We start from the raw sequence: 26,375 nt of genomic DNA, 5'->3' as shown, positions 1-26,375 counted from the left end.
GGGGTCAGGAACGCTTCGCGGCGGCCTTGGCGGCGGTCGCGACGGAGTGCCGCCGGATGGTCTGCGACACGGCGACGGCGACGATGAGGGCGCCGCCGTAGAACAGCTGCTGCACGAAGTTGTCGGCGCCGAGCATCTGCAGGCCGACGACTCCGGAGAACAGGAAGTACACGGCGATGAAGGTGCCGATCGCGTTGAAGCGGCCGGGGACGATCGCGGTCGCGCCGAGGTAGCAGGCGGCGAACGCGGGGAGCAGGAACGACTGTCCGCTCGACGGGTCGGCGCCACCGAGGGTGCCGGCGTACACGACCCCGGCGACCGCGGCGGTGAGCCCCGCGCCGACGAACGCGCCGACCCGCAGCCGTCGCACGTTGAGCCCGGAGAGTTCGGCGACGGTGCGGCCGGTGCCGACGAACAGCAGTCGCCGGCCGACCGGGGTGGCGCTCAGCACGACCAGGACGACGACGGTGGCGATCAGCCCGTAGACGAACGCGAGCGGCAGGCCCGCGAGCCCACGCCACCCGACGGTGGCCTGCACGAGCGCCGGGTCGATGCCCGTCACCGACGACGACGCGCTCATCCACTGGATGATCCCGATCATGAACGTCGACGTGCCGAGGGTGACGATGAACGAGTCGATGCGGAACCCGACGGTGAGCAGGCCGTTGACCAGCCCCACGACGACGCCGATGACCAGGCCGGCGGCGATCGCGGGCACGAGCGGGACGTCCATCTTCGCGTTGAGCACGGCGATGGTCATGGCGGAGAGCGACATCGTCGAAGCGCCGGAGAGGTCGAACTCACCCGCGGTGAGCGGGAACAGGAACCCGAGCGCCAGGATGAGCAGCACCGACTGTGATCCGAGGATGTTCTGCAGGTTGCCGAGGGTCGGGTAGGTGTCGGGCAGCGCGATGCTGAACGCGACGACGATGACGAGCCAGGCGCCGAGCAGCGCGTACCGCTCGGTGTGCCCCCACGAGAAGCGCGGGCGGGTCGGACGGACGATCGAGGTCTCGAGGACGGGGTCGGCGGTGGTGGACATCAGGCGTTCTCCTTGACTGCGGAGGAGGCATCGGGGGAGGAGGGCACGGCGGGGGACGCCGGGGCGTCGTCGTCGACGAGGCTCGCCACGACGGCAGCCGCGATGACGTCGCGGTCGATGCGGTCGTCGGTCAGCACGTCGTGCACGCGGCCGTGGGCGAGCACGACGACGCGGTCGCACACCTGCGCGAGCTGGTCGTAGTCGGTGGAGGCGCAGACGATCGTGACGCCCTGCTCCGCACTCCGGCGGAGCATCGAGAAGATCGCGGCGCGGGCCCCGACGTCGATGCCCTGGGTCGGTTCCTGCAGCAGCACGAGCCTCGGGTCGTCCTGCATCCACTTGGCCAGGACGGCCTTCTGCTGGTTGCCGCCGGACAGTGTCCCGAACAGGGCGGCCGGGTCGGCGGGGCGGACGTCGTAGTCGCGGACGAGTCCCGCGACGTGGGCCCGTTCCCGCGCGGGCGACAGGCCGAGCAGCCCGCGGAGCTTCCCGAGGACGGGGAGCGTGACGTTCTGCTCGACGGACAGGGTGAGCGCCCCGCCCTCGCGCTTGCGGTCCGCGGGGACGTACACGACGCCGCGGGCGATCGACGAGCCGGGCGTCACCCGTGCCAGGTCGACCGGCGCGGGCGTCGCCCCGTCGTGCCGCACGGCGAGCGAGCCGGTCGCGGGCCGTGCGCCGTACAGGCCGGGCAGCACGTCCTCGACACCGGAGCCGGCGAGCCCGGTGATGCCGACGACCTCGCCGTCCGCGACGTCGAACGACAGACCGTCGACGACACCGACCCGGAGGTCCCGCACCGTCACGACGGCGTCGCCGGTGGTCGCCGGGCGCGGAGTCCTGGCGGCGGGACCGTCCAGTCCGCGTCCGACGATGAGGGAGACGAGCTCGTCCGCCGTCGTCGTGGCGGTGTCCCGATGCGCCTGGACCCGGCCCGCCCGCAGGACGGTGACCCGGTCGGCGTGCTGGAGGACCTCGGACATGTCGTGCGACACCAGCAGTGCCGAGGTACGGCCGTCCGCCACGAGGTCCTTCACGACGCGGAACAGCAGGTCGGCGTCCTCCTTCGGCAGGAAGACCGTCGGCTCGTCGAGCACGATGAGCGCCCGGTCGTCGCCCAGCTCGGCGACGGCCCGCAGGATCGCGACGAGGGCCTTCTGGGTGTCGGTGAGTTCGTCGATCCGTGCTCGCGGGTCGATGTCCACCCCGTACCGCGCGAACAGCTCGGCCGCGGCACGGTGCTCGGCGCCCCAGCGGACGAAGGGTCCGCGCCCGGCCACCACGGTCGCGAGCCGGAGGTTCTCGGTCACGCCGAGCGACGGCACGAGTGCGAGGTCCTGGTGGACGAAGCTGATCCCGACGCGGCGGAAGTACCCGGGAGGCACCGGCAGGGGCAGTCGGGCGCCTCGGACCTCGATCGTCGCGCCCGGCTCCGGCGCGTACGTGCCGGACAGGATCTTGATGAGGGTCGACTTGCCGGAGCCGTTCTCGCCGAGGAGCGCGTGGACCTGGCCCGGCAGGACCTCGAGGTCGACGTCGTCGAGTGCGGTCAGCCCGCCGAAGCGCTTCGTGAGCCCGCTGATCCGCAGGACCGGCGCGGTGTCCGCGACGGACCCGATGACCGCATCGGACGCGGTGTCCGCACCGGACCCGACGACCGCAGCGGACGATGCGGAGCCGAGCCGTGCCTCCCGGGTGGCGGTCACTCGGCCGCGCCCCAGATCGCTTCGTACCCGGTCTTGTACGCGTCGCCGTAGCCCTTGCTCGGCGCCGGCGGCGTGCCGGTCTCGTCGACGTTGTCCTTCGTGAAGACCTTCAGCGGGGTCTTCTCGTCGCCGTCCTCGATGATCGGCGTGCCGGTCAGGACACGGCCGGCCTGGTCGAGCGTCGCGTAGGCGAGCCACTCCATGTTCTCGCCGATGTCCATCGTGAGGACGCTGCCCTCCTGCAGGATCTTCAGCACCGCGGGGGTGCCGTTGTACGAGGAGGTGAAGACCTGGCCGGTCTTGCCGGCAGCGGTCACGCCGGCCTCGACGTACAGCGTCATCGAGTCGTAGACCGGCAGGACGTAGTCGAGGTTCGGGTCGGACTGCACCGCCGACTGCACGGTCGACGAGATCTTCGTCGCCCAGTCGGCGACGGGGACGTTCGTCACCTTCACCTTGCAGCCGTCGCACTGCGCCTCGAACTCGTCCTGCATCGCCTTGACGATGCCGTCGGACGGCGGCACCTCGGACGACGTGATGATGAGGACGTCGCCCTGGCCCTTGGTCTCCTTGATGGCCCAGTCGGCGTTGAGCTTCGCGGCTTCGTGGAACGGGGCGGTCACCTGCGCGGCGACGAGGTCCTGCAGCTGGTCCGGCAGCGCCTGCCCGGTCTGGTAGGTGTGACTGATCAGCACGGGGATCCCCGCTGCCTTCGCACGCTTCAGCGCCGGGACGATCAGTTCGCCGTTGACGCCCTGCGCCAGCACGATGATGTCGGCTCCGCGGCTGATCGCCTGGTCGATGCCGGCGGAGTGCTCGGTGGGCGTGCCCTGGTTCGTGTACTCGATCCACTTCGCGCCGTACTGCTCGGCGACCTCCTCGCCGGCCTCGTCGACCGCGGTGATGAAGGGGACGGCGGACGAGTTCGGGATGTTGAAGATCGTCTTGCCGGCGATGCCCGACATGTCGAAGCGAGCGCCCTCGAAGGTGAACTCGGGGTCGACGCTGGCGGCCTTGATCTGGCTCGTGGCGTGCTCGACACCGGCGGTGTCGTCACCGGAACTCGTCGACGCGGTCGAGGTGGCGGAGCAGGCGGACAGCAGCAGCACGCCGGCGAGTGCGGCGGCGAGGAGCGCGGGACGCGACGGACGCGTTCGGGACGGTGCGGGGGACGACATTGGTCGGGGACCTCCTGGACGGGTGGAGCAGGGAAGGTGCGGGGACGGGGAGCCGGAGCGGGGACGGGGGAGCTGCGGCGGGTACGACGAAGGCCCCGCGGAGCGGGGCAGGACGTGCAGGGAGCCGGACCGGGCGGCGGCGGGGCGGCGGATCGCCGGTGACGCCGGCCGCTGCAGTGGGGCTGATGCGAATGTAACGGCCGCGGGGCACCGGCAGGCGGTCGCCCGGTAACGGTCCTGTTAGGCGTTTGTTTCGCTGGTGTTAGGCCACCTGCGGCGCCCGACGCCGAGGGGCGTCCGCCCCGCCGATCCGGGGTGGACGACTGCGCCACCGACCCGCGAGCAGGGGCGGATCGGGGCGGTGACGGGCCGGCGACGGCGGGGCGAAACACGCCGGACCCATCCGAGGCGACTTCCGGAAACGGCGCTCTCACAATTCGGTGCGGTCAGCGAGGACCGTGCCTGGCGGAATGGCCGGGAGACCCGGACGCGCAGCCCCGCTGACCGGGACATTCGGGTGCCACGGGGCAGGGCCAGCTGGCGTAACCCACCCGATACGGACGCGGCACGGCGGCGAAACGAACGAGCGGTGGACTGCACCAACGACCCGCTGCACGAACCACACGCTCCACGAACACCCCCCGCACCCACCACCCGCCCACCGACAGGAGCACCCCGATGATCACCACCGTCGTCGCCGGCAACCCCAAGCCGGCCTCACGGACGCTCGACGCCGCGACGGTCGTGCTCGAACGGCTCACCGGCCGCGCCCCCGACCACGTCGTCGACGTCATCGACCTCGGTGCCGGCCTGCTCGGCTGGGGTGACGCCGCCGTGTCGGACGCCGTCCGGACCGTCGCCGGTTCGGACCTCGTCGTCGTCGCGTCGCCGACGTTCAAGGCGACCTACACCGGCGTGCTCAAGCTGTTCCTCGACCAGTTCGGAACCGGCGACGGACTCGCCGGCGTCGTCGCGGTGCCGCTCATGCTCGGCGCCGGCCCGGCCCATGCCCTCGCCCCCGAGGTCTTCCTCAAACCGGTGCTGGTCGAACTCGGCGCGACCGTCGTCGCACCCGCCCTGTACCTCAACGACAAGCAGTACTCGGACCCCGCATCGACCGACGTGTGGCTCGCCCGCTGGCAGGACGTCGTCCTCGGCGCGGCCGCCGTCCACCAGGAAGGAACCGCGTCATGATCAGCCCCTACTCCACCGAGGCCCCGGACCTGTCCGCGCTCAAGCAGGCGTTCTCCGGGTTCCCGTGCGGTGTCGCCGCACTCTCCGCCGTCGTGGACGGCGAACCGACCGTACTCGTGGCGTCCTCGTTCACGGTCGGCGTCTCGCAGGACCCACCGCTCGTGATGTTCGCCGTGCAGCACACGTCGACCACGTGGCCGGTGCTGCGGGACGCCGGCACGATCGGCGTCTCGATCCTCGGTGAGGGGCACGCGCAGGTCACCCGGCAGCTCGCCTCGCGTGACAAGTCGATCCGCTTCGTCGGTGTCGACACGACGGTCGCCGAGACGGGCGCGGTGTTCCTCCAGGGGGCGCCGATCTGGCTGGAGTGCTCGGTCGAGCACACGTACCCGGCCGGCGACCACGACATCGTGGTGCTCCGGGTGCTCGGACTCATGTCCGACTTCGCGCACAACCCGCTGGTCTGGCACCGGTCCGCCTTCGCGACCCTGACCGCCTGACCGGCGCCGGGCAACGGACTGGAGGCCCGCCCCGCGTGAGCAGATCTGCTCACCTGGGGCGGGCCTCCCTTTCGAACCCGCCGGGCTTGCCGGGCCTGCCGGGCTGGCGGCGTCAGCCGCGCAGCGCCTCGGACAGCTTCACGCGACTGCCGGTGCGGAGCAGGGCGTTCTCGTAGACGCGGGCACCGATGACCACGACCGCGACCACCGAAGCGGCGACGATGACGAGCGACAGGATCGGCTCCCACCACTCGGCGGTCCCCAGGAAGATCCGCATCGGCATGCCGATCGGGGCGCTGAACGGCACGTACGACATGATGCCGAGGATCGTCGGGTTGTCGTACGCGACGATGATCAGGAAGTACGGGATCATCACGAGCATCATCACCGGGGTGGTGACGCTGCCGACGTCCTCCTGGCGGGAGACGAGCACGGCCGCCGCGGCGAACAGCGATGCCAGGAGCACGAACCCGATCGCGAAGAAGCCGATGAACCACAGGATGCTCGGGCCGAGCATCGCGAACATGTTGTCCTGGCCGGTCACCGCCAACGTGACGATGGCGGCGACGGCCACCGCGACGATCTGGGCGAAGGCCATGATGCTGTTGCCGAGGACCTTGCCGGCGAGCAGCGCCCTGGCCGGTATCGCGGACATCAGGATCTCGACCACCCGCGTCGACTTCTCCTCGACGACGCTCTGCGCGATCGACTGGCCGAACGTCACCGCCGACGCGAAGTACACGACGCCGAACGCGATGGCGATGAGGTACACCAGGCCACCCGGCAGCGCGTCCGGGTCGAGCAACTCGATGCGCGGGGTGACGCTCAACGCCGAGACGACCTCGGACGGTGCCTCGTCGAGCCCGACGACCTTGTAGCCGAGCGGGTCGTCCGACGGCACGATCGCCGCGTCGACGTCGCCCTTGGTCACGAGCCGTTCGGCGTCGTCGACCGACGCCGATTGCGTGACGTCCAGCCCACTGGTGGTCGGCAGCGAGACGCCGTCGACGACCGCGACCGGGGTGGTGTCGTCGGCGGTGGCCTTGCTCACGATCCCGCCGACGACGATCGACGCGACGACCATGCCGATCAGGATGAGCGCCGAGACCACGAAGGCCTTGCTGCGGATGCGTGCCTGGATCTCACGCGCGGAGACGAGCCGCACGGCCTGCACGAAGGAGTTGTTCATCGGACGACCTCCCGGAAGACCTCGCTGAGCCGCGGCACCCGTGGCGAGAACGACCCGACGGTGCCGTGCTGCACGGCGCGCTGCAGGACGCGCTGGGCGGTGGCGGCGTCGGCCTCGAAGACCGCGTACCCGCCGTCGAACTCCCGTACGGCCACACCCGGCTCGTCGCGGAGCCAGGCGACGTCCCCGTCGACCAGCAGCTCCCACGCGGCGGGGCCGGCCTGCTTGCGGAGTTCCTCCTGCGGACCGGCGGCGCGGATCGTGCCACCGGCGATGACGACGACGTCGTCGCAGAGCCGCTCGACCACGTCGAGCTGGTGGCTCGAGAACAGCACCGGGACGCCCCGGGCCGCGGTCTCGCGCAGGACGCCGAGCACCGTGTCGACGGCCATCGGGTCGAGGCCCGAGAACGGCTCGTCGAGCACGAGCACCTCGGGGTCGTGTGCCAGCGCCGCTGCGATCTGCACGCGCTGCTGGTTGCCGAGGGAGAGCTTCTCGACGGGGTCGCCGGCGTGTGCGGTGAGTTCGAGGCGTTCGAGCAGCTCGCCGGTGCGGGTCGTCGCGGCGCGCTTGTCGACGCCGTGCAGCCGGGCCAGGTAGGTGATCTGCTCGGCCACCGGCATCTTCGGGTACAGGCCGCGTTCCTCGGGCATGTAGCCGAAGCGGCGGCGGTCGGCGGGGCGGACCGCGGTGCCGTCGATCGAGACCGTGCCCGCGTCGGCCTGGAGCACGCCGAGCATGATGCGCATGGTGGTGGTCTTGCCGGCACCGTTGCCGCCGACGAAGCCGGTGAGGCGGCCGCTGCCGACCGTGAACCCCACGTCGTCGAGCACCCGGCGGTCGCCGAAGTGCTTGGTCACCCCTTCGATGGTGAGCATGTCGTTCCCCTTCGTCGCGACGCTGGTCGTCGCTGCGTCCGACGCTATTGGCCGGGAGGCACGCCCCGCCTCCGCCGCCAGGCGGGACTTGGGTGGGTGGTCGGCTCCACCGCGTGGGGGAGGAACGCGCGGGGTAGGTGCGGTGGGCCGGGTGCGCGCTGGGTGCGGGTCGGCACGGTGCGCGCTTGTTCGGCTCGTGCGGGTTTGGTTGCACGGTGCGTCGTTCTGGCGGCGCACGGTGCGGTTAACGCCGCACGAGTTGAGCGAAGGCGCACGGTGCGGGCGTGGGGTGCGGTGGTGGGCACGGTGCGGGCTTGTTGGGCTGGTGCGGGTTTGGTTGCACGGTGCGTTGTGGTGGCGCGGCACGGTGCGGTCAACGCTGCACGGGTTGAGCGACCCTGCACGGTGCGGGCTTGTTCGGTTCGTGCGGGTTCGGCTCGGCTCGGTCAGCCGGCGACGCCGTGCTCGAACGCCCACACGACGGCCTGGATGCGGTCGCGCAGTGCGAGTTTCTGCAGCACGTTCGACACGTGGGTCTTCACGGTGGCGTCCCCGACGTAGAGCTCGGCGGCGATCTCCGCGTTGCTCAGGCCCCGGGCGAGGAGCCGCAGCACCTCGGTCTCCCGCTCGGTGAGCCCGGCCACGGCGAGTGCGTCGTCGCCCGTCGTGGCAGGTGCCGCGGTCGTGGTGGTCGCCGAGGGCTGCACCGCAGCCGACGCCGTCGCCCGGCTGATCACCCGACGCGTGACGTCCGGCGCGAGCAGGGCGTCCCCGGCGGCGACGGTCCGCACGGCGTCGATCAGCCGCTCGGGGGAGGCGTTCTTCAGCAGGAACCCGCTCGCTCCCGCCTCGAGCGCCTGGAACAGCGCGTCGTCGCTGTCGAACGTCGTGAGGATGAGCACCGCCGGCGGGTCCGGCAGCGCCGCGATCCGTCGCGCGGCCTCGAGCCCGTCGACGCCCGGCATCTGCACGTCGAGGCAGACCACGTCCGGACGGAGCTGCTGCACGGCCTCGACCGCCCCTGCGCCGTCCGCGGCTTCGCCCACGACCCGGAACCCGGGCTCGGACTCCAGGATCACGCGGAACCCGGCGCGGACGAGCTCCTGGTCGTCGGCCAGCACGATGGTCAGGTCGTCGGCAGCCATGCCCGCACCAGGTAGCCTCCCCGGGCTCGTGGCCCGATCTCGATCCGTCCGTCCACAGCCGCGACGCGTTCCCGCATCCCGACCTGTCCGAGGCCGCTGCCGGAGGTGCTCCGGGCAGCACGGGCACCGAGCCCGTCGTCGGTGACCTCGACCTCGACGCCGTCGTCCAGGTACCGCAGCCGGACGTCGGCGCGGGCGGTCGGGCCGGCGTGCTTGAGGATGTTCGTCACCGCTTCCTGCACGATCCGGTACGCCACCGCGGCCACCGTCGGCGGCACCGGGCGCTCGTCACCCACGACGACGTACTCGGCGGGGTGGCCCGCCACCCGGGCGGACTCGGCCAGCTCAGCGATCCGTGTGATGCCCTCGGTGCTCGGGCCGTCGCCACCGGCCGCCCCGAGGCCGGACGCGTCGTCGTCCGAGCGCAGGGTGCCGAGCATCCGCCGGAGTTCCTCCACCGCGGTGCGGGCGCTCTCCTCGACCACCCCGAGCGAGGCGGTGGCCTGCGCGGGGTCGCGGTCGATCACGCGCCGTGCAGCACCCGCCTGCACCCCCATCAGCGAGACGTGGTGGGCGACCACGTCGTGCAGCTCGCGAGCGATCCGTACCCGTTCGATCGTGACGGCCTGTGCCGCGGACCGCTCCCGCTCGGCGGCGAGTTCGGCGGTGCGTTCGGCGAGCTGGTGCCGTGCGACTGCGGAGACCCAGGCGCGGTTGCCGGCGTACCAGGCAGCGCCGAAGTAGATCACGTTGATGACGATGTTGAGCAGCGAGATCGCGACGTAGGGCGCCACGGGGGAGTCCGTGTCGTTCGGCAGAGCGTTCGGCGACGCCCACCCGAACGAGATCGCGACGAACAGCCACGCGAACATGCCGCCGATGACGACCCAGCGCACCGCTTCGGCCCGCACCCGGTCGGAGCACCACGCACCCACCGTGTACAGCGCGATGAAGAGCGTGAAGTTGACGAGGAAGACCTCGGGCACCTGGAGCAGCTGCGTCGCGGCGAACGCCACCGCCGACACCAGTGCCACCGACATCGGGAACCGTCGGCGGAACGCGATCGGGGCCGCGTTCGCGACGATCATCAGCGCGGAGACCCACCAGGCGGCCTGGTCGTCACCGTACGTACCGGCCGACCCGTACAGGAACGTCGTGACCGCGAGCCCACCGGCCAGCACGACTGCGAGCACCGTGTCCTGCCGGTACTCGTGCCGCCCCACCGGCAGTCGCGACCACTCCGCCGTCGTCCCCACTCGCGAAACGCTAGCGGAATCCCCGTGCGATGTCGCCACCACGCTGGACTGCTCGGCATCCGCTCGCGTCACGGTGCTCTGGTCACCCAGCGGGCTCGGCGATCGCCCGGATGACGGCGAAGTGCCGCTCGAACGCATCTCGTCCTGCGTCGGTGAGGGCGAGCCAGCTCCTCGTGCTCCGTCCGACGCGAAGTCTGCGGATGCGGAGGAAACCCGCCTCTCCCAGGGTCGCCGCTGCTTGGGACAGCGTTGAGTCGCTCACCTCGAGTGCGTCCCGGACGACACCGAACTCCGCTTCGTCCACCGTCCTGAGCAGAGCGAGCAGTGAGAACCGCACCGGCGAGTGGATCCGATCGTCGAGTTCGTGCCGAGGGTGGGAGCCGCTCGTCATCGACGCCTCGGCCGAGCCTGCACCGCCGCCACGACGAGTGGCACTGCGACGACGAGCGAGGTCACTCCCCACGCCAGCACCGACGTCGACCCGTCGAGTCCTCGGAGCAGCGCGGCATTGAGCGGTGCGACGACGAGGACGTACAGGACACCGGTTGCGACCCAGGCGACGGTCATCAGTCGGTTGCCGCCGCGGGGAACGACCCGCCGGGTACTCGCGACGAGCCACAGCGCGATCACGACGACCGCGGCGACCGCGAGGATCGGCAGCCGCGGGGCATCCAGCCCCTCGACCACGAACACGAAGGACGCGACCACGGCGGCACTGCAGAGGAACACCGGTGTCTGCCAGCCGCGCCCGTGCCTGAGGAGAGTCCCGGCTGCAGCTCCTCGAGTGGAAGTGTTCATGTTCACAGATGGTAAACGTGAAACTGCCGCGTCCGCGGATGTCCCAGCGGAACAGCAGCTTCGCACCGAACGCGTCGGTCGGTGCACGGCAGGAGTAGCCTCCCGCCAACGAGCAGGGGAGACGCCATGCAGTTCCTCGTCAACGTCATCGACGACGGCCAGGCCGCCGCCATCGGCAACACGTACTCCGCGACCGACGCCGAAGCCGCCGCGGTCGATGCCTTCAACGAACGGATGGGCGACGCGATCGTGTTCGCCGCCGGGGTCTCCGCGCCAGCCGACGCCACCGTGGTCGACGCCCGCGAGGGCGCGGCGGACACCACGGCCGGGCGCGCCACGACCGGGCCCGCGACCGCCACCGACGAGTACGTCGCCGGGTTCTGGGTCATGGACCTCCCCGACGCCGAGACGGCTGCCCGGGTGGCGCACCAGGCGTCACAGGCGTGCAACCGGAAGATCGAGCTCCGCCCGCTGCTCTGACGGCACGGACCCCACCCGGCCGACGGACCACCGCGGGGACGGCGCTCGCCGCGGTCACACCGGCCCCGACCACGAACGTCGCGACGAACCCGATCGCACCGACGAGCGCTCCGGCACCCGCAGCGCCGACGGCCTGCCCGAGCACGAGTGCGACGAACAGCATCGACGTGCCCGCCGACGACCGCTCGGCATCGATCTCGGTCGTCCACGCGATCAGTGCCCCGGTCGCCGCCGTGTAGCCCCAGCCGAACACGGCACACGCCAGCAGTGCCGCGACCGTCGACTGCGGCGCTGCCCCCAGCACCACGACGGCGACGGCGACCGAACCCGCCGTGACCGCCCAGAGCGTCCGGGCGCGCAGTCCGTTCGTCCACCGCGCGGTGAGGACGACGGCGGCTCCGCCGATCCCGAGCGCGATCCAGGCCGACACCGAGACGACGACCGACGCACCGGCCTCCACCAGCGCCGAACGTCCGTAGGTCCAGACAACGGCGGACCCGGCCCCGAACAGCAGCGCCAGCACGAGCACCCCTCGGTGCGCCGCGAACCACGGGGTGCCGGGCAGCGGTGACCGGGACGCAGCAGTCCCGCCGCGGGACACCACGAGCAGCAGCACTCCGACCGCCAGGGAGAACACCCCGGACACCGCCCAGGCCGTCCGCCAGTCGGGCAGCAGCACGAGGGCGAGCACCCCGGCGCCCACGAGCCCGGGGCCGGTGCCGGCATTCACGATCGCCTGCGCTCGACCGAGCAGCGCCGACGGCACCTGCTCGGCGACGATCCGCACGAGGGCGGGCGACGCGAGTCCGGCGCCCGCCGACGCGAGCACGGCGCTCACGCCGAACGCCAGTGAGCCGCCGGCCGTCGCCATGGCGATCGCACCGACCCCCGCCACCAGGGTCGCGACCGTGACGAGCACGCGGGGCATCCGTGCGGCGAGCAGGAACCCGGCCACCGCACCGACGCAGTACAGCGCCGAGGCGCCCGACGAGACCCACCCGGCGGCATCGGACCGGAGCCCCAGGTCGCGCTGCACGTCGGGCAGGAACAGCCCGTACGCCAGGCGCACCAGGCCGTAGGTGGCGGCGATGAGGCCGAGTCCGCTCACCAGGAGCAGTCGATGTCGTAACGAAAACGATCGTTTCACTTTTCAGAGCCTAGGGTGCTCTCATGGTGATGCGCCCAGGGACCGAGCAACGGCTGCTCGACGCCGCCGAGGAGCTCTTCTTCTCGCAGGGCATCGCCGCCACCCCGATCGACGCCGTCCTCGAACGGGCCGGGGTCTCGACGGCCACCCTGTACCGCGGCTACGCGAGCAAGGAGTCGCTCGTCGCCGCGGCCCTCACCCGTCGCCACGAGGACTGGATCGCCACCTGGGACCGTGCGGTCGCCGCCGAACGGGACGACCTGGGCCGACTCCTGGCGGTGTTCGACGCCCTCGACGACTACCGCTCGACGCCCACGGGCTCCCGCTGGTGCGCCTTCCTCGGCACCGCCGCCGAGTACGCCGACGCCCCCGCCGAGGTCCGGCAGGTCCTGGACCTCGAGACCACCACCCTGCGCCGGCGGCTCGTGGCACAGGCGGTGCCGGTGATCGGTCCCCGTGCCGAGGCCCTCGCCGACCAGCTGCTGCTCATCGTCTCCGGTTACCTTGCGATGCGGTTGCGCGACCCCGCGCTCGACACGACGACGGCACGGTCCGTCGCCGCGTCCCTCATCCGGGAACACACCCCAGACGGAACGGCGCCCACCACATGACCCGATCGCGTGCTGCCACGATCACCCGCCGTTCCCTGCTGATCGGTGGTACGGGCGTCGTCGCCGCGGGAGCCGTGGCCGAGGGGATCAACCTCGGCCTGCTGCCCGGGCGCTCGACCCTGTACCGGGTCCTCGGTCTGGACGGCACCGACGGCACGGTCCCCGACGTCGAGCCCGTCCCCACCACCTCCGGCACCTTCGTGTCGGCAGCGCGGAAGGGCCGCACCGTCGGGTGGACGATCGCGGCACCGGCGTCCGACACCCCCTTGCCGGTGGCGGTCGCCCTGCACGGCTACGGCGACGACCACACCTCGTTCTTCGGGCGGAGCCTGGGCTACGACCGGTTCCTCGCGGCGCACGTCGCCGACGGCGGAGCCCCGTTCGCGATCGCCTCGATCGACGGCGGCAACCGCTACTGGCACCCACGAGCCGACGGGGACGACCCCGCCGCGATGGTCGTCGACGAGTTCCTGCCCCTGATCGCCCGCCGCGGCTTCGACACGGACCGCCTCGCCCTGACCGGCTACTCGATGGGTGGCTTCGGCGCCCTCCGGCTCGCAGGGGTCCTCGGCGCCTCGCGCGTCCGGGCCGTCTCGGCCATCAGCCCCGCGCTCTGGACCGCGGCCGGGGACACCGCTCGCGGCGCCTTCGACGACGCGGCCGACTTCCGCGCGAACACCGTCCTCGGCCGGCAGCGCGCGCTCGACGGCGTCGCCGTCCGCGTCGACTGCGGCAACGGCGACGGGTTCGCGCCGGCGGTGCACACCTACATTGACGGCTTCGCCACGCCTCCGGCCGGAGGCTTCGCACCCGGCGCCCACACGCACGGCTACTGGCGCCGCCTGGCGCCGCAGCAGCTCGCCTTCCTCGGCCGCCACCTCGGTCACTGAGCCGACAAGCGCCCCGACCAGCGCCCCGACCAGCGCGCCCGAGACGCGCGTCGAGGCGGACGGGAGGCTCGTGGCGGCCCCGCACCGCGCCTCCAGGCCGTCGACCGGTCACCGCAACGGCCCGTGCCGCGTGACCAGGCCCGCTCAGGAGCGCTCAGGCGCGACCGCGGTTGCGGCGCCGGATCTCCTTCGGAGCCCGCCCGGCCATGAAGGACCGTGCAGGATCGACGAGGAAGCCCTGCCGGAGCGCCTCGCGACCGACGAGCATCCGGAACCCCATCTGGTCCCGGTTGCTCAAGGTGACCTCGGACTCGACGACCTGCCCGGCCAACGCGATCCGCGTGCGGACGACGATGCGCTCCTGGGTGTGCCCGGTCGAGCTGCGGACGATGCGCCGGTCGTGCACGTCGCACTCGATGGTGGAGGCGTCGGCATCGGTGTCCTGCCAGGGGTGCAGCGAGAACCGGACCCGCTCGCCGGGCAGTTCCTCGAGGTCGAAGGCGTGCAACGCGGAGCTCCGGGCGCCGGTGTCGAGCTTCACCTTGATCCACGGCACGCCGAGGTCCGGCAGTCCCGCCCACTCCCGCCACCCGGCGACGACGAGCCCGCTGTCGGAGGACTTCGGAGCTCGGGCCATGTGCCCATCCTGTCGCATGCTCCGTGGCCACGTCCGCATGCTTTGATGGAGCGTCGCCGTCGATCCGACCCAGCGGAGAACCCCTCGATGAAACTCGCCATCCTGTCGCGCGCGCCCCAGGCGTACTCGACCCAGCGCCTCCGCGCAGCGGCACTCGACCGCGGTCACGAGGTCAAGGTGCTCAACACCCTGCGCTTCGCGATCGACCTGTCCGGTGACGACCCGGACCTGCTCTACCGCGGCAAGCTGCTGAGCGACTACGACGCCGTGCTGCCGCGCATCGGCAACTCGATCACCTACTACGGCACCGCCGTCGTGCGGCAGTTCGAGCAGATGGACGTGTACACGCCGAACACGGCGAACGGCATCACGAACTCGCGCGACAAGCTCCGGGCGAACCAGATCCTGTCGCGACACGACATCGGCATGCCGGCGACGACCTTCGTGGCCGGCCGCAACGACGTGCGCGGCGCGATCGAACGGGTCGGCGGCGCGCCCGTCGTCATCAAGCTCCTCGAGGGCACGCAGGGCATCGGCGTGATCCTGGCACCCGAGGCGAAGGTGGCCGAGTCGATCGTCGAGACCCTGCACTCCACGAAGCAGAACGTCCTGATCCAGCGGTTCATCGCCGAGAGCCGCGGTCGTGACATCCGGGCCCTCGTCGTCGGTGACCGGGTCGTCGCGGCGATGCGTCGGACCGCCTCGGGCGACGAGTTCCGCTCCAACGTGCACCGCGGCGGCACCGTCGAGAAGGTCACGCTCTCGCCCGAGTACGAGGCCGTGGCCGTGCGCTCGGCGCAGATCATGGGACTCAAGGTCGCCGGCGTCGACATGCTCGAGGGCAACGACGGGCCGCTCGTGATGGAGGTCAACTCCTCGCCAGGGCTCGAGGGCGTCGAGCGCGCCACCGGCCTTCGACATCGCCGGTGCGATCGTCGACTTCATCGCGAACCAGGTCGCGTTCCCCGAGATCGACGTCCGCCAGCGGCTGTCCGTCTCGACCGGCTACGGCGTCGCCGAGCTCCTCGTGCACACGAACGCCGACCTGGTCGGCAAGACGATCAAGGAGTCCGGGCTCTGGGACCGCGACATCACGGTCCTCACGCTGCACCGCGGCTCGAACGTCATCCCGAACCCGCGCAGTGGCGTCGCCCTCGAGCCGGGGGACCGCCTGCTCTGCTTCGGCAAGCTCGAGGAGATGCGGTCGATGATCCCGGAGCGCCGGAAGCGGCGTGCGAAGGTGCGGAAGCTGCCGAAGGAGCCGTTGCAGACCGAGGGCTGAGCGCTCGGGGCGCTGCAGCGCCGTGACAGCCGGGAGGCCCGGATCGCGTCCCCTCGTCGGGTACGTGATCCGGGCCTCCAGTCCGCAGTCCGGGGCTCAGTCGCCGCGCACGTCGCCTTGGCGTCGGCGCGCGAGCAGGCGCAGGACGGCGCCGAGCCCGAGCGCGGTGAGCGCGGCGGCGAGCCAGCCGCCGAGCTCGACGCCGGTGAACGCGAGCTCACGGTTGGTGGTGCCGGTGCCGGTGCCGGTGGTGCCGGCTCCGTCGGTCTTCGGAGCGGGTGCGGTGCGATCGTCGGTCGTGCCGAGCTGCGTGCCGGTGCCGGTGCCGGTGCCCGGGGTCACGACCCCCGGGAACGCGATTCCCGTTCCGGCCCCGTTGTCGTTCTCGTCGTTCTCGCCCTCTTCGCTCTCGGGGACGAGCGTGACGAGCATGCTCGAGCCCGGTGAGACGTGACCGAAGCGGTCCACGGCGACGACCGACAGCAGGTGCGCTCCCGGCTCCAGGGGAACCGTCGTCCGGAAGGCGAACCGCCCGTCGGAGTCCGCTGTCCCGCGGCCGATCTCGCGGCCGTCGGCGTCGCGGATGACGACCGTCGAGCCGGGCTCGGCGGAGCCCCGGACGATGCCGGTTCCGTCGACGATGTCGTCCAACGCCTCGAGGACGGGTGCCGCCGGGGCCTCGGTGTCGACGTCGACGGTGGTCTTCGTCGGGTCCGACTCGTTGCCGACCTTGTCCTGCGCGATCAGTTCGAGGTCGTGCGCCCCGTCCGTGAGCGGCTCGTCGAGGACGATCTCGAAGTCGCCGTTCTCGTCCGCGGTGTCGCGGCCGAGTTCGTTGCCGTCCTCGTCGCGGATGATGACCGTGGAGCCGGGCTCGGCGGTGCCGGTGATGGGTCCCTTGCCGTTGTCGAGGTCCTTGGGGCTGGTGACGACGGGCGCCGTCGGTGCCTTCGTGTCGACGTCGACGGTGGTCTTCGTTTCCTCGGAGGTGTTGCCGGCGTCGTCCTGGGAGATGAGTTCGAGCTTGTGCTCGCCGTCATCGAGCGGCTCATCGAGTTCGATCGAGAAGTCGCCGTCGTCGTTGGCTTCGCCGCGGCCGATCTCGTTGCCGTCCTCGTCACGGATGATCACGGTGGCGCCCGGCTCCGCGGTACCGGTGATGGGTCCCTTGCCGTTGTCGAGATCGCTGGGGCTGGTCACGACCGGTGCGTCGGGTGCTTCGGTGTCGACGTCGACCGTGGTCTTCGTCTCTTCGGAGGTGTTGCCGGCCTTGTCTTCGGCGATCACCTCGAGCTTGTGGTCGCCGTCGTCGAGGGGCTCGTCCAGCTCGATGCTGAAGTCGCCGTCGTCGTTGGCTTCGCCGCGGCCGAGTTCGTTGCCGTCCTCGTCACGGATGATCACGGTCGAGCCGGGTTCCGCGGTCCCGATGATCGGACCGGTGCCGTCGCTCAGGTCGGACGGGCTGGTGACGACGGGTGCGTCGGGCGTTTCAGTGTCGACGTCAACCGTGGTGTCGGTCGGGTCGGACTCGTTACCGGCCTTGTCCTGCGCGATCAGTTCGAGCTTGTGCTCGCCGTCGTCGAGGGGCTCGTCCAGCTCGATGCTGAAGTCGCCGTCGTCGTTGGCTTCGCCGCGGCCGAGTTCGTTGCCGTCCTCGTCACGGATGATCACAGTGGAGCCCGGCTCGGCGGTGCCGCTGATCGGACCCTTGCCGTCAGCGAGGTCGGACGGGCTGGTCACGACCGGTGCCGTCGGTGCCTTCGTGTCGACATCGACGGTGGTCTTCGTCTCGTCGGAGCTGTTGCCGGCCTTGTCTTCGGCGATGAGTTCGAGCTGGTGCTCGCCGTCGTCGAGCGGCTCGTCGAGCTCGATCGAGAAGTCGCCGTCGTCGTTGGCCTCACCGCGGCCGATCTCGTTACCGTCCTCGTCACGGATGATCAGAGTGGAGCCCGGCTCGGCGGTGCCGCTGATCGGACCCTTGCCGTTGTCGAGATCGCTGGGGCTGGTCACGACTGGTGCGGTCGGTGCTTCGGTGTCGACATCGACCGTGGTGTCGGTCGGGCCAGATTCGTTGCCGGCCTTGTCCTGGGCGATGAGTTCGAGCTTGTGCTCGCCGTCGTTGAGCGGTTCGTCCAGCTCGATGCTGAAGTCCCCGTCGTCGTTGGCTTCGCCGCGGCCGAGTTCGTTGCCGTCTTCGTCGCGGATGATGACCGTCGAGCCGGGCTCCGCGGTGCCGGTGATGGGCCCCTTGCTGTCAGCGAGATCGCTGGGGCTTGTGACGACGGGTGCTCCCGGTGCATCGGTGTCGACGTCGACCGTGGTCTTCGTTTCCTCGGAGGTATTGCCGGCCTTGTCCTGGGCGATGAGTTCGAGCTTGTGCTCGCCGTCGTCGAGGGGCTCGTCGAGTTCGATGGAGAAGTCGCCGTCGTCGTTGGCTTCGCCGCGGCCGATCTCGTTGCCGTCCTCGTCACGGATGATCACGGTCGAGCCGGGCTCGGCGGTCCCGGTGATGGGCCCCTTGCCGTCAGCGAGGTCCTTGGGGCTGGTGACGACGGGTGCGTCGGGTGCTTCGGTGTCGACGTCGACGGTGACCGGGGTGGGGGTCGAGATGTTGCCGGCGTCGTCCTGGGCGATCAGCTCGAGGTGGTGGTCGCCGTCGTCGAGGGGCTCGTCGAGTTCGATCGAGAAGTCCCCGTCGTCGTTGGCTTCGCCGCGGCCGATCTGGTTGCCGTCCTCGTCACGGATGATGACCGTCGAGCCCGGTTCGGCGGTCCCGGTGATGGGTCCCTTGCCGTCAGCGAGGTCGGTCGGTCCGGTCACGATCGGTGCGTTCGGAGCGTCGTCGTCCACGTCCACCGTGACCGGCGTCGGGGACGAGACGTTGCCGGCCTCGTCCTGCGCGACGAGCTCGAGGTCGTGCGCGCCGTCGTCGAGCGGCTCGTCGAGCACGACGGTGAACTGCCCGTCGTCGCGGGCCTCGGTACGGCCGAGTTCGTTGCCGTCGGTGTCACGCACGATCACTGTCGAACCGGGTTCGGCCGACCCGGTGAAGGGGCCGGTGCCGTCGGCGAGGAACTCGGGGGTCGTGCTGATCGGCGCGTCGGGTGCGGTGACGTCGGGTGCGGTGACGGTCACGGGCGAGGGAGCCGACTCGTTGCCGGCGTCGTCCTGCGCGACGACCTCCAGGCCGTGGTCGCCCTCGGTCAGTGGCTCGTCCAACTCGACCGAGAAGTCGCCGTCGTCATTGGCTTCGCCGCGCCCGATCTCGTCGCCGTCCCGGTCGCGGATGATCACGATGGAGCCGGGCTCGGCGGTGCCGACCACCGGGCCGGTCGGGGTCGCGAGGTCCTGGCGCTCGACGACCGGAGCATCGGGCGCGGTGGTGTCCGGGACGACCGCGGTCGCGGTCGCCGGGCCGGACTCGTTACCGACCGCATCGGCGGCGACGACCACGAGGTCGGTCGCACCCTCGGGCAGCGGTGCGTCGAGACGGACGGAGAAGTCGCCGGCCTCGTTCGCACGATCGCGGCCGAGTTCGTTGCCGGCGGGGTCGCGGACGATGACGATGGCGCCTGGCTCGGCGGTGCCGGTGATGGGTCCGGTCGGGTCGGCGAGGGTGCCGGGGTCGTCGACGATCGGGACGTCGGGGGCGGTGGCGTCGACGTCGAGGGTCGCCGTGGTCGGGTCGGCGGTGAAGCCGTTGCGGTGCTGCACGGCGGTGACGGTGACCGACCCCTCCGACAGCGCCTCGGTGACGGGGAGCGACCAGGTGCCGTCATCGCCGACGGGGACGTTCACCGGTGCCCGGTCACCGACGGCCACGTCGACGGTGCCACCGGGGACGCCCTGGCCGGTGATGGTCGGCTTCGGCCCGACGGCTGCGGTCGGCTCGTCGATGGCGGCGGCGGTCAGCGGGATGGTGACCTTCCACGTCGATGTCGTCTGCTCGCTCGAGTTCACGTAGTCGGTGGCGGCGTTCGGGGCGAACGAGCCGTGCACCGTGATGACGTCGCCCGGCAGAGCGGAAACGTCGACGGTGATCGGCACCCGGATGTGGTTGAAGTTCGCTCCTCCGGTGTTGAGTGGCTGGGGGTTCCCGCCGAGGCAGTCGGTCTGCGTGGAGGACGTGAACGTGCAGTTCGCAACGTTCGCCGTGCCTGAGTTCGCCACGGAGAACGGCGGTCGTCCGCGTGTGAAGGTCGCGGGGCCGGTGATGGTCCAGTGGAAGTCGAGCGAACGGCTCGGGATCGTGAAGCCACTCACGTTCTTGACGTTGAAGATCGACGTCTCGAACCGCTGTCCCGGCTGACCGATCGCGTCCGCGGCTCCATCGACGTACACGTTGATCGGCGTCTCGTTCGGCGTGACCTCGTCGGTCGTGGGCTGCGCCTCGGGGGTGGGGGGTGGGGATCGGGGCGGGCGCGGTGCTCGGCGCCGGGGCCGGCTCCGGCTCCGGCTCCGTGGCGGGGTCGGCGTCGACCGGGGCCGCGGTGTCCGCGGGCGCGTCGGGCTCGACAGGTGCGCCACTGTCGACAGGTGACTCCTCCTCGCCCGGCGCCTCCGGCTCCACGGATGCGTCGGCTCGCTCCTCGGTCGGCGCGGGTGCCGTCGTGACGGTCGTCGCGGCGGCCATGTCCGGCACCGCCAGCGGCGCGAACGCCAGCAGGAGGGCTGCGGCAGAGGTGGACTTGCTGAGCGGGGGCATTCGGGGCTCCGATCGAAGGGGTCGGTAGCCATCGTATGCAATATGTATTTCACATGCAATGCATTGCACGGATTCAGGGCCGTCCACCGCATCCGGATCGCGCACACAGGCCAGATGCGGAAGTATGTGTCGGTGACGATCATGACGGAACGGCCGGTCGACCAGGCATCGAGCAGTGAACCGGAGCAGCCCGGCAACGCCACGGCGAAGCACCGGAACGTCTCACTGCTCTCCGTGGCGACCACCACGGCGGAGCGTGTGACGACCTCGGCCGACATCGAGGCCAAGCTCCGCGGGGTCCTCCGTCGACTCCGTCTGCCGATGGGACTGCTCGAGCGCGTCGCCGGGGTCATCGAGCGTCGCAACTGGGGCGAGGGGCAGACCTTCCAGGACGCCGCGATCGACGCCGGCCGCCGCGCCATGGCCGAAGCCGGTGTCCGTCCGGACGAGATCGGGCTGCTCATCAACACCTCGGTGACCCGTCCGCACCTCGAGCCGTCGGTGGCCGTCCGCCTGCACCACGGTCTCGGGCTGCCGTCGTCCGCCATCAACTTCGACATCGCGAACGCCTGCCTCGGTTTCGTCAACGCCATGAGCGTCGCCGCGGGGATGATCGACTCCGGGCAGATCAAGTACGCGCTCGTCGTCGACGGCGAGGACGCCGACCAGGTGCAGCTCAACACCATCGACCGTCTGAACCAGGGCGGCCGGAACCGCAAGGACTTCATGAGCGAGTTCGCCAGCCTGACCCTCGGGTCCGGTGCTGCCGCAGCCGTGCTCGGCCCGGCGGACCTGCACCCCGAAGGACACCGGATCGTCGGCGGCGTCACCCGCGCGGCGACCCAGTGGTACGACCTGTGCGTGGGCAGCGTCGACGGCATGTTCACGGACGCGAAGATGCTGCTCAAGGGCGGCATGGAGCTCGTCGTCGCCGCCTGGACCGAGGCCCGCGCCCACTTCGACTGGGCCGACATGGACCGCTACGTGCTGCACCAGGTCTCCGACGTGCACACCAACGCCTTCGTCGAGGCGATCGGCATCCCGCGCGACAAGGTCCCCACCACGTACCAGCGGTTCGGCAACGTCGGCCCCGCGTCGATCCCGATCACCCTCGCCGACGAGGTCGCTTCCGGCGGCATCCGTCGCGGTGACCGCGTGTTCCTGGGTGGCGTCGGTTCGGGCATCAACACGGCGATGATGGAACTCCACTGGTGACGTCCCGGCTGCCCCGCGTCGCCGCGAGCACGGCTCCGGCGACGCAGCCGCCCTCCCTGCCCGGCCTCGACCCGGCCTGGTCGCGTCTGGTCACGGTCCCCGCGTGGTCTGCAGAGCGGACGGGAGGAACGGATCGCGCCGCGCGCACCTGGCACCTCCTCGACACGGCCGGGTCCCTGGCCGCGCTCGGCGTGGAACCGGTCGGCACGATCCTCTGCGTGCACGGCAACCCGACGTGGTCGTACCTGTGGCGGTCGGTGCTCCGCACCTCGCTCGAGGTCGCGCAGGCCGGCGGCCCGGCCTGGCGTGTGGTCGCCGTTGACCAGCTCGACATGGGCTTCTCGGAGCGCACCGGCGTCGAGCGGGGACTGGCGCAGCGCGTCGCGGACCTCGGAGCCCTGACCGACGAACTCGGGCTGACCGGACCGGTCGTCACCCTCGGTCACGACTGGGGCGGTGTCGTGTCGCTCGGTTGGGCGGTCGACCACCCGGACGTCCTGGCCGCCGCGATGACGTGCAACACCGCCGTGCATCAACCCGACGACGCCCCGATCCCGGCACCGCTGCGGCTGGCCCTCGGTCCGGGGATGCTCGGCCGCGCGACGGTCGTGACCCCCGCGTTCCTCGAGACCACCCTGGCCATCGCGCACCCGAAGCTCGACCGTGCCACGGCCGACGGCTACCGGGCGCCCTACCGCGGTGCCGCCCGTCGCGGTGGCATCGGGGGCTTCGTCGCGGACATCCCCGTCGACGCCCGGCACCGGAGTGCCCCCGAACTCGACCGCATCGCCGCCGGGGTCGCCGCGCTCGACGTGCCGGCGCTCCTGCTCTGGGGTCCGCGCGACCCGGTGTTCCTCGAGCGCTACCTGGACGACCTGACCGAACGTGTGCCGCACGCCGACGTCCACCGGTTCGAGGGCGCCGGGCACCTGCTGCCTGATGACGCCGACGTGGCGGGCGCGGTGTTCGACTGGCTCGGTGACCGTCTGCCGGACGGTGGCCGTCCTGCGCAGGCCCCCGCGGGCCTCCAGGCCGACGCCGTGGACCCGGGCCAGCCTGCACCGGCGACCCCGCCGCTCTGGGCACGGCTCGACGAACTGCGTGCCAGTGACGAACCAGCGCTGGTCGAGATGGCCGCAGCCGGTGGCCCCCGCACGATCACGTGGCGGCTGCTCGCCCGACGGGTGGACGAGATCGCCGCCGGACTCGACGACCTGGGCGTCCGGAGCGGCGACCGTGTCTCGCTCCTGGTGACCCCCGGCGCCGACCTGACCGCCGTCCTGTACGCCTGCGTGCGGATCGGCGCGGTCGTCGTCGTCGCGGACGCCGGTCTCGGACTCGGCGGCCTGACCCGCGCGGTCCGCGGCGCCCGACCCGACTGGATCATCGGCGCGCTGCCCGGGCTCGGGGCCGCGCGTGCCCTCGGCTGGCCGGGGCGACGCATCGCGACGCTCTCGCTGCCCGCACCGGCACGGAAGGCGCTGCGGGTGGAGCACACGCTCGTCGACGTCGCCCGCCGTGGCGCCCGCCGTCTCGCGCACGGCGCCGCGCTGCCGGCGGCACCGTCGCCGGACGCACCCGCGGCCGTGCTCTTCACCTCGGGATCGACCGGGCCGGCGAAGGGCGTCGTGTACACGCACGGGCAGCTCAGCGCCGTCCGGGACGCGCTGGCCACCCAGTACGACGTCGGAGTCGGCACCGGCCTCGTTGCCGGGTTCGCACCGTTCGCGCTGCTCGGCCCGGCCCTCGGGGCACGGTCGGTCGCGCCCGACATGGACGTCACCGCGCCGCGCACCCTGACAGCGAAGGCGGTCGCGGCCTCGGTCGCCGCGGCCGACGCCACCGTGGTGTTCCTGTCGCCCGCGGCCCTGGCGAACGTCGTCGCGACTGCGTCGGAGCTCACCGACGCCGACCGGCAGGCGCTGAAGGGCGTGCGGCTGTTCCTGTCGGCCGGGGCTCCCGTCTCGGCTGCGCTGCTGACCGCGGCGACCGAGCTGATGCCGAACGCCAGCGCCCACACCCCCTACGGCATGACCGAGGGGCTGCTCATGACCGACGTCGACCTCGACGGGGTCCGTGCCGCCGGCCGGTCCGACGACGAGGGGATCTGCGTCGGGGTGCCGGCAGCGAACGTCCGCGTCCGCATCGCACCGCTCGACGGTTCCGGGCGCTCGACCGGAGCCCTGACGGACGAGCCCGGGGTCACCGGCGAGATCGTCGTCGCGGCACCCCACGTGCGCGACCACTACGACCGGCTCTGGCGCACCGACCGGGTCTCGCGCCTCGGCGTCGACGACCCGCGCGGGCACCGCACCGGGGACGTCGGGCACCTGGACGCCGCGGGACGGATCTGGGTCGAGGGCCGACTGCAGCACGTGCTGGTGACTCCGGACGGGGTCGTCACGCCGGTGGGGCCGGAGCAGCGGATCGAGGGCGTCGACGGTGTCGGACGCGCCGGCGTCGCGGGCATCGGGCCGGTCGGCACCCAGCAGGTGGTGGCCGTCGTCGAGACCGACCCTGCCGTGCGCCGGCCCGGGCTGGCGTCGCCGTCGCTCGCCGCAGCGGTCCGTGCCGCCGCCGGGGTTCCCCTCGCCGCGGTGCTCGTCGTGCCCGTGCTGCCGACCGACATCCGGCACAACTCCAAGGTCGACCGCAGCCGGCTCTCACGCTGGGCCGGCTCGGTGCTGTCCGGCGGACGGATGGTCCGCCCGTGATCGGCGCGTTCTCACGCGCTCACCGACACCTCACGGGCCGTCGGGGGCGTGAGGTGTCGGTGAGCACGAATCACCGACCCGTCGCGGTTCGAGACGGCGGCCGGATGGTCCGCCCGTGAAGGTCCTGGTCACCGGGGCCAGCGGGTTCCTCGGGCAGGCCACCGCCGCCGCCGTGCGGGACGCCGGCCCCGAGGTCCGGACGTTCCAGCGCCGTCCATCCGGTGTGCCCGGGGTGCAGGACGTCGCCGGGACGATGACCGACAACGCCGCGATCGCCCGCGCGGTCGACGGGGTCGAGGCCGTCGTGCACCTGGCGGCGAAGGTGTCACTCGCCGGGGACCCGGCCGACTTCGCCCGGGTCAACATCGAGGGCACCCGCTCACTGCTGGCGGCCGCCCGTGCAGCCGGGGTCGGGCGCTTCGTCTTCGTGTCGTCGCCGTCGGTCGCGCACACCGGTTCGTCGCTCGTCGGGGCCGACGCCGGTCCGGCCGAGCCGTCCCGCGCTCGTGGCGACTACGCCCGCACCAAGGCCGCGGCGGAGCTGCTGGCACTCGACGCCGACGCCCCGGACTTCGCCGTCGTGGCGGTCCGGCCGCACCTGGTGTGGGGTCCGGGTGACACGCAGCTCGTCGGACGGATCGTCGAGCGTGCCCGCGCCGGACGGCTCCCGCTGCTCGACTCCGGCGCCGCGCTGATCGACACGCTCTACGTCGACAACGCCGCGACGGCCATGGTCGCGGCGCTCGAACGCGTCAGGGACGACTGCGTCCACGGCAACGCGTACGTCGTCACGAACGGTGAGCCCCGCCCGGTCGCCGACCTGCTCGCCGGCATCTGCACGGCGTCGGGCGTCCGACCGCCGCAGTGGCACGTGCCGGCCGCGGTCGCGCGGGCCGCGGGCTCCGTGGTGGAGGCCGTCTGGCGCGTCCGACCGGGCGAGGACGAGCCGCCGATGACCCGGTTCCTGGCCGAACAGCTCTCGACGGCGCACTGGTTCGACCAGCGACGGACCCGGAGCGACCTGCGGTGGACCCCGTCGGTGTCGATCGACCAGGGGCTCGAACGGCTGCGCGCCGCGGCTCAGGCCTCGTCGGCCGCCACGTAGACCCAGGCCGTCGAGCCCGAGGCCAGCGTGACCCGGATGCGCTGGTAGTCGGCGACCTCGTAGCCGTCGACCGCGCGGAGCTGCCATTCGTACCCGAGCGTCAGGGCCACACCCTCGACGACGTCGTCCGCGGAGCCGCGGCGGAGGATGGGATGACGGTCGGAGCCGCTCGTCCGGATGACGTCCGGGTCGGTGATCGTCACCCAGTCGAGCCGCCAGCCGGGCAGGGAATCCGGGGTGGTGGGGACGTGGTCCCCGAACAGCGACTCCTGCACCAGCGGCTGCTGGAGCGTGCCGTACGAGAAGACCCGGTGCGTCTCGCCGGGGCGCGGCGTCGGACGCTCGACGGGACGCGGAGCGACCGTCGGGGTCGACGTCCAGACGAGTGCACCGGCCAGGCCGGTCAGGCCGAGGTGCAGCAGCCCGATGATGCCGAGGGCGCTGCCCCAGTAGATCCCGGAGTCGTCGCCGAGGCAGCGGGACTGCGGCCAGATCTCGGAATCGGAGAGGCACCCGTACCGGTTCGTGATCCCGACCACCAGCCCGATGACGCCGACGACGAGACAGACGAGCGCGAACGCGCCGAGACCGATGACCCAGCGCTGGCCGGGGGAGAGACGCTTCACGTCGCGAGGCTAGCGGACGGGCAGTGGACCCCGGGACCACCCGGGTGGGCCGACCTGGTCGGGTGGGGCGGGCCTCC

The 26,375-nt window shown here is 71.8% G+C and carries 21 protein-coding genes and 1 pseudogene; 9 read left to right on the top strand and 13 right to left on the bottom strand.

Translation table 11 applies throughout. The annotated features are described in order from the left end of the window. Positions 1–4: 4 nt before the first annotated feature. The 3 genes from DEJ08_RS14985 to DEJ08_RS14975 are packed head-to-tail and all read right to left on the bottom strand — an operon-like array spanning position 5 to position 3,926. Complete coding sequence (locus DEJ08_RS14985) at positions 5–1,042, bottom strand: ABC transporter permease (RefSeq protein ID WP_111055466.1); 1,038 nt, start codon at positions 1,040–1,042, stop codon at positions 5–7. Beyond that, positions 1,042–2,748, bottom strand: coding sequence for a sugar ABC transporter ATP-binding protein (locus DEJ08_RS14980; RefSeq protein ID WP_111055465.1), 1,707 nt, complete (start codon positions 2,746–2,748; stop codon positions 1,042–1,044). The genes DEJ08_RS14985 and DEJ08_RS14980 overlap by 1 nt, the downstream gene beginning before the upstream one ends. After that, positions 2,745–3,926, bottom strand: coding sequence for a sugar ABC transporter substrate-binding protein (locus DEJ08_RS14975; RefSeq protein ID WP_111055464.1), 1,182 nt, complete (start codon positions 3,924–3,926; stop codon positions 2,745–2,747). Before DEJ08_RS14975 ends, DEJ08_RS14980 begins: the two co-directional genes overlap by 4 nt. 678 nt (positions 3,927–4,604) lie before the next feature. On the opposite strand from DEJ08_RS14975, the gene DEJ08_RS14970 reads away from it, so the two are divergent. Then, positions 4,605–5,120, top strand: coding sequence for an NADPH-dependent FMN reductase (locus DEJ08_RS14970; RefSeq protein ID WP_071405946.1), 516 nt, complete (start codon positions 4,605–4,607; stop codon positions 5,118–5,120). Continuing rightward, entirely contained in the window at positions 5,117–5,620 is a 504-nt protein-coding gene (locus DEJ08_RS14965) for a flavin reductase family protein (RefSeq protein ID WP_071405947.1), read from the top strand. The genes DEJ08_RS14970 and DEJ08_RS14965 overlap by 4 nt, the downstream gene beginning before the upstream one ends. Before the next feature lie 112 nt (positions 5,621–5,732). Here the strand turns inward: DEJ08_RS14965 and DEJ08_RS14960 are convergent, their stop codons facing one another. The 6 genes from DEJ08_RS14960 to DEJ08_RS14935 form a co-directional block, all read right to left on the bottom strand. Continuing rightward, positions 5,733–6,809 (bottom strand): ABC transporter permease, encoded by a 1,077-nt coding sequence (locus DEJ08_RS14960; RefSeq protein WP_111030589.1) that lies wholly within the window; start codon positions 6,807–6,809, stop codon positions 5,733–5,735. After that, entirely contained in the window at positions 6,806–7,687 is an 882-nt protein-coding gene (locus tag DEJ08_RS14955; RefSeq protein WP_071245065.1) for an ABC transporter ATP-binding protein, read from the bottom strand. The genes DEJ08_RS14960 and DEJ08_RS14955 overlap by 4 nt, the downstream gene beginning before the upstream one ends. A gap of 446 nt (positions 7,688–8,133) precedes the next feature. After that, complete coding sequence (locus DEJ08_RS14950; RefSeq protein ID WP_111055463.1) at positions 8,134–8,832, bottom strand: response regulator; 699 nt, start codon at positions 8,830–8,832, stop codon at positions 8,134–8,136. Continuing rightward, positions 8,814–10,088: a sensor histidine kinase gene (locus DEJ08_RS14945; protein WP_258367279.1), complete on the bottom strand. Its 1,275-nt coding sequence runs from the start codon at positions 10,086–10,088 to the stop codon at positions 8,814–8,816. Before DEJ08_RS14945 ends, DEJ08_RS14950 begins: the two co-directional genes overlap by 19 nt. An 82-nt stretch (positions 10,089–10,170) precedes the next feature. Beyond that, positions 10,171–10,479 (bottom strand): transcriptional regulator, encoded by a 309-nt coding sequence (locus DEJ08_RS14940; RefSeq protein WP_111055462.1) that lies wholly within the window; start codon positions 10,477–10,479, stop codon positions 10,171–10,173. After that, a complete protein-coding gene (locus DEJ08_RS14935) occupies positions 10,476–10,886 on the bottom strand; it encodes a hypothetical protein (protein WP_146248566.1) in 411 nt (136 codons plus the stop codon). Before DEJ08_RS14935 ends, DEJ08_RS14940 begins: the two co-directional genes overlap by 4 nt. Positions 10,887–11,012: 126 nt before the next feature. Here DEJ08_RS14935 and DEJ08_RS14930 point away from each other — a divergent pair, with 126 nt between their 5' ends. Then, on the top strand, positions 11,013–11,366 hold the full coding sequence (locus tag DEJ08_RS14930) for a YciI family protein (RefSeq protein ID WP_111055460.1): 354 nt from the start codon (positions 11,013–11,015) through the stop codon (positions 11,364–11,366). Here DEJ08_RS14930 and DEJ08_RS14925 read toward each other — a convergent pair. Then, entirely contained in the window at positions 11,272–12,474 is a 1,203-nt protein-coding gene (locus DEJ08_RS14925; RefSeq protein ID WP_181439066.1) for an MFS transporter, read from the bottom strand. The two genes, DEJ08_RS14930 and DEJ08_RS14925, sit on opposite strands and share 95 nt — an antisense overlap. 62 nt (positions 12,475–12,536) lie before the next feature. Here DEJ08_RS14925 and DEJ08_RS14920 point away from each other — a divergent pair, with 62 nt between their 5' ends. Both DEJ08_RS14920 and DEJ08_RS14915 read left to right on the top strand, forming a co-directional pair. Continuing rightward, positions 12,537–13,124, top strand: a complete 588-nt coding sequence (locus tag DEJ08_RS14920; protein ID WP_111055458.1) for a TetR/AcrR family transcriptional regulator — start codon at positions 12,537–12,539, stop codon at positions 13,122–13,124. Then, positions 13,121–14,014: an alpha/beta hydrolase gene (locus DEJ08_RS14915; protein WP_111055457.1), complete on the top strand. Its 894-nt coding sequence runs from the start codon at positions 13,121–13,123 to the stop codon at positions 14,012–14,014. Before DEJ08_RS14920 ends, DEJ08_RS14915 begins: the two co-directional genes overlap by 4 nt. Positions 14,015–14,168: 154 nt before the next feature. Here DEJ08_RS14915 and DEJ08_RS14910 read toward each other — a convergent pair whose 3' ends face one another. Next, positions 14,169–14,651, bottom strand: coding sequence for an ATP-dependent zinc protease family protein (locus DEJ08_RS14910; protein ID WP_027465989.1), 483 nt, complete (start codon positions 14,649–14,651; stop codon positions 14,169–14,171). An 87-nt stretch (positions 14,652–14,738) separates the two neighbouring features. Here DEJ08_RS14910 and DEJ08_RS14905 point away from each other — a divergent pair. Beyond that, a pseudogene (locus DEJ08_RS14905) lies at positions 14,739–15,933 on the top strand (RimK family alpha-L-glutamate ligase). Positions 15,934–16,029: 96 nt separating this feature from the next. On the opposite strand, the gene DEJ08_RS14900 reads toward DEJ08_RS14905, so the two are convergent. Then, positions 16,030–20,781, bottom strand: a complete 4,752-nt coding sequence (locus DEJ08_RS14900; RefSeq protein ID WP_284180476.1) for an Ig-like domain-containing protein — start codon at positions 20,779–20,781, stop codon at positions 16,030–16,032. Here DEJ08_RS14900 and DEJ08_RS14895 point away from each other — a divergent pair. The 3 genes from DEJ08_RS14895 to DEJ08_RS14885 all read left to right on the top strand — a co-directional run bounded on the left by DEJ08_RS14895 (position 20,780) and on the right by DEJ08_RS14885 (position 25,672). Then, entirely contained in the window at positions 20,780–21,853 is a 1,074-nt protein-coding gene (locus DEJ08_RS14895; RefSeq protein WP_042537701.1) for a 3-oxoacyl-ACP synthase III, read from the top strand. The genes DEJ08_RS14900 and DEJ08_RS14895 overlap by 2 nt on opposite strands. Next, positions 21,850–24,567, top strand: coding sequence for an alpha/beta fold hydrolase (locus DEJ08_RS14890; protein WP_258367198.1), 2,718 nt, complete (start codon positions 21,850–21,852; stop codon positions 24,565–24,567). The genes DEJ08_RS14895 and DEJ08_RS14890 overlap by 4 nt, the downstream gene beginning before the upstream one ends. A 115-nt stretch (positions 24,568–24,682) precedes the next feature. Further along, positions 24,683–25,672, top strand: coding sequence for an NAD-dependent epimerase/dehydratase family protein (locus tag DEJ08_RS14885; protein WP_111055108.1), 990 nt, complete (start codon positions 24,683–24,685; stop codon positions 25,670–25,672). On the opposite strand, the gene DEJ08_RS14880 is transcribed toward DEJ08_RS14885, so the two are convergent. Then, complete coding sequence (locus DEJ08_RS14880) at positions 25,648–26,298, bottom strand: gamma-glutamylcyclotransferase family protein (protein WP_258367197.1); 651 nt, start codon at positions 26,296–26,298, stop codon at positions 25,648–25,650. The two genes, DEJ08_RS14885 and DEJ08_RS14880, sit on opposite strands and share 25 nt — an antisense overlap. Between the last annotated feature and the right edge of the window lie 77 nt (positions 26,299–26,375).

The sequence above is a fragment of the Curtobacterium sp. MCLR17_054 genome (genome assembly GCF_003234335.2).
Taxonomy (GTDB): domain Bacteria; phylum Actinomycetota; class Actinomycetes; order Actinomycetales; family Microbacteriaceae; genus Curtobacterium; species Curtobacterium flaccumfaciens.
The sequence above is the reverse complement of the archived record's forward strand: the minus strand, read 5'-3'. Positions and strand labels throughout refer to the sequence as shown.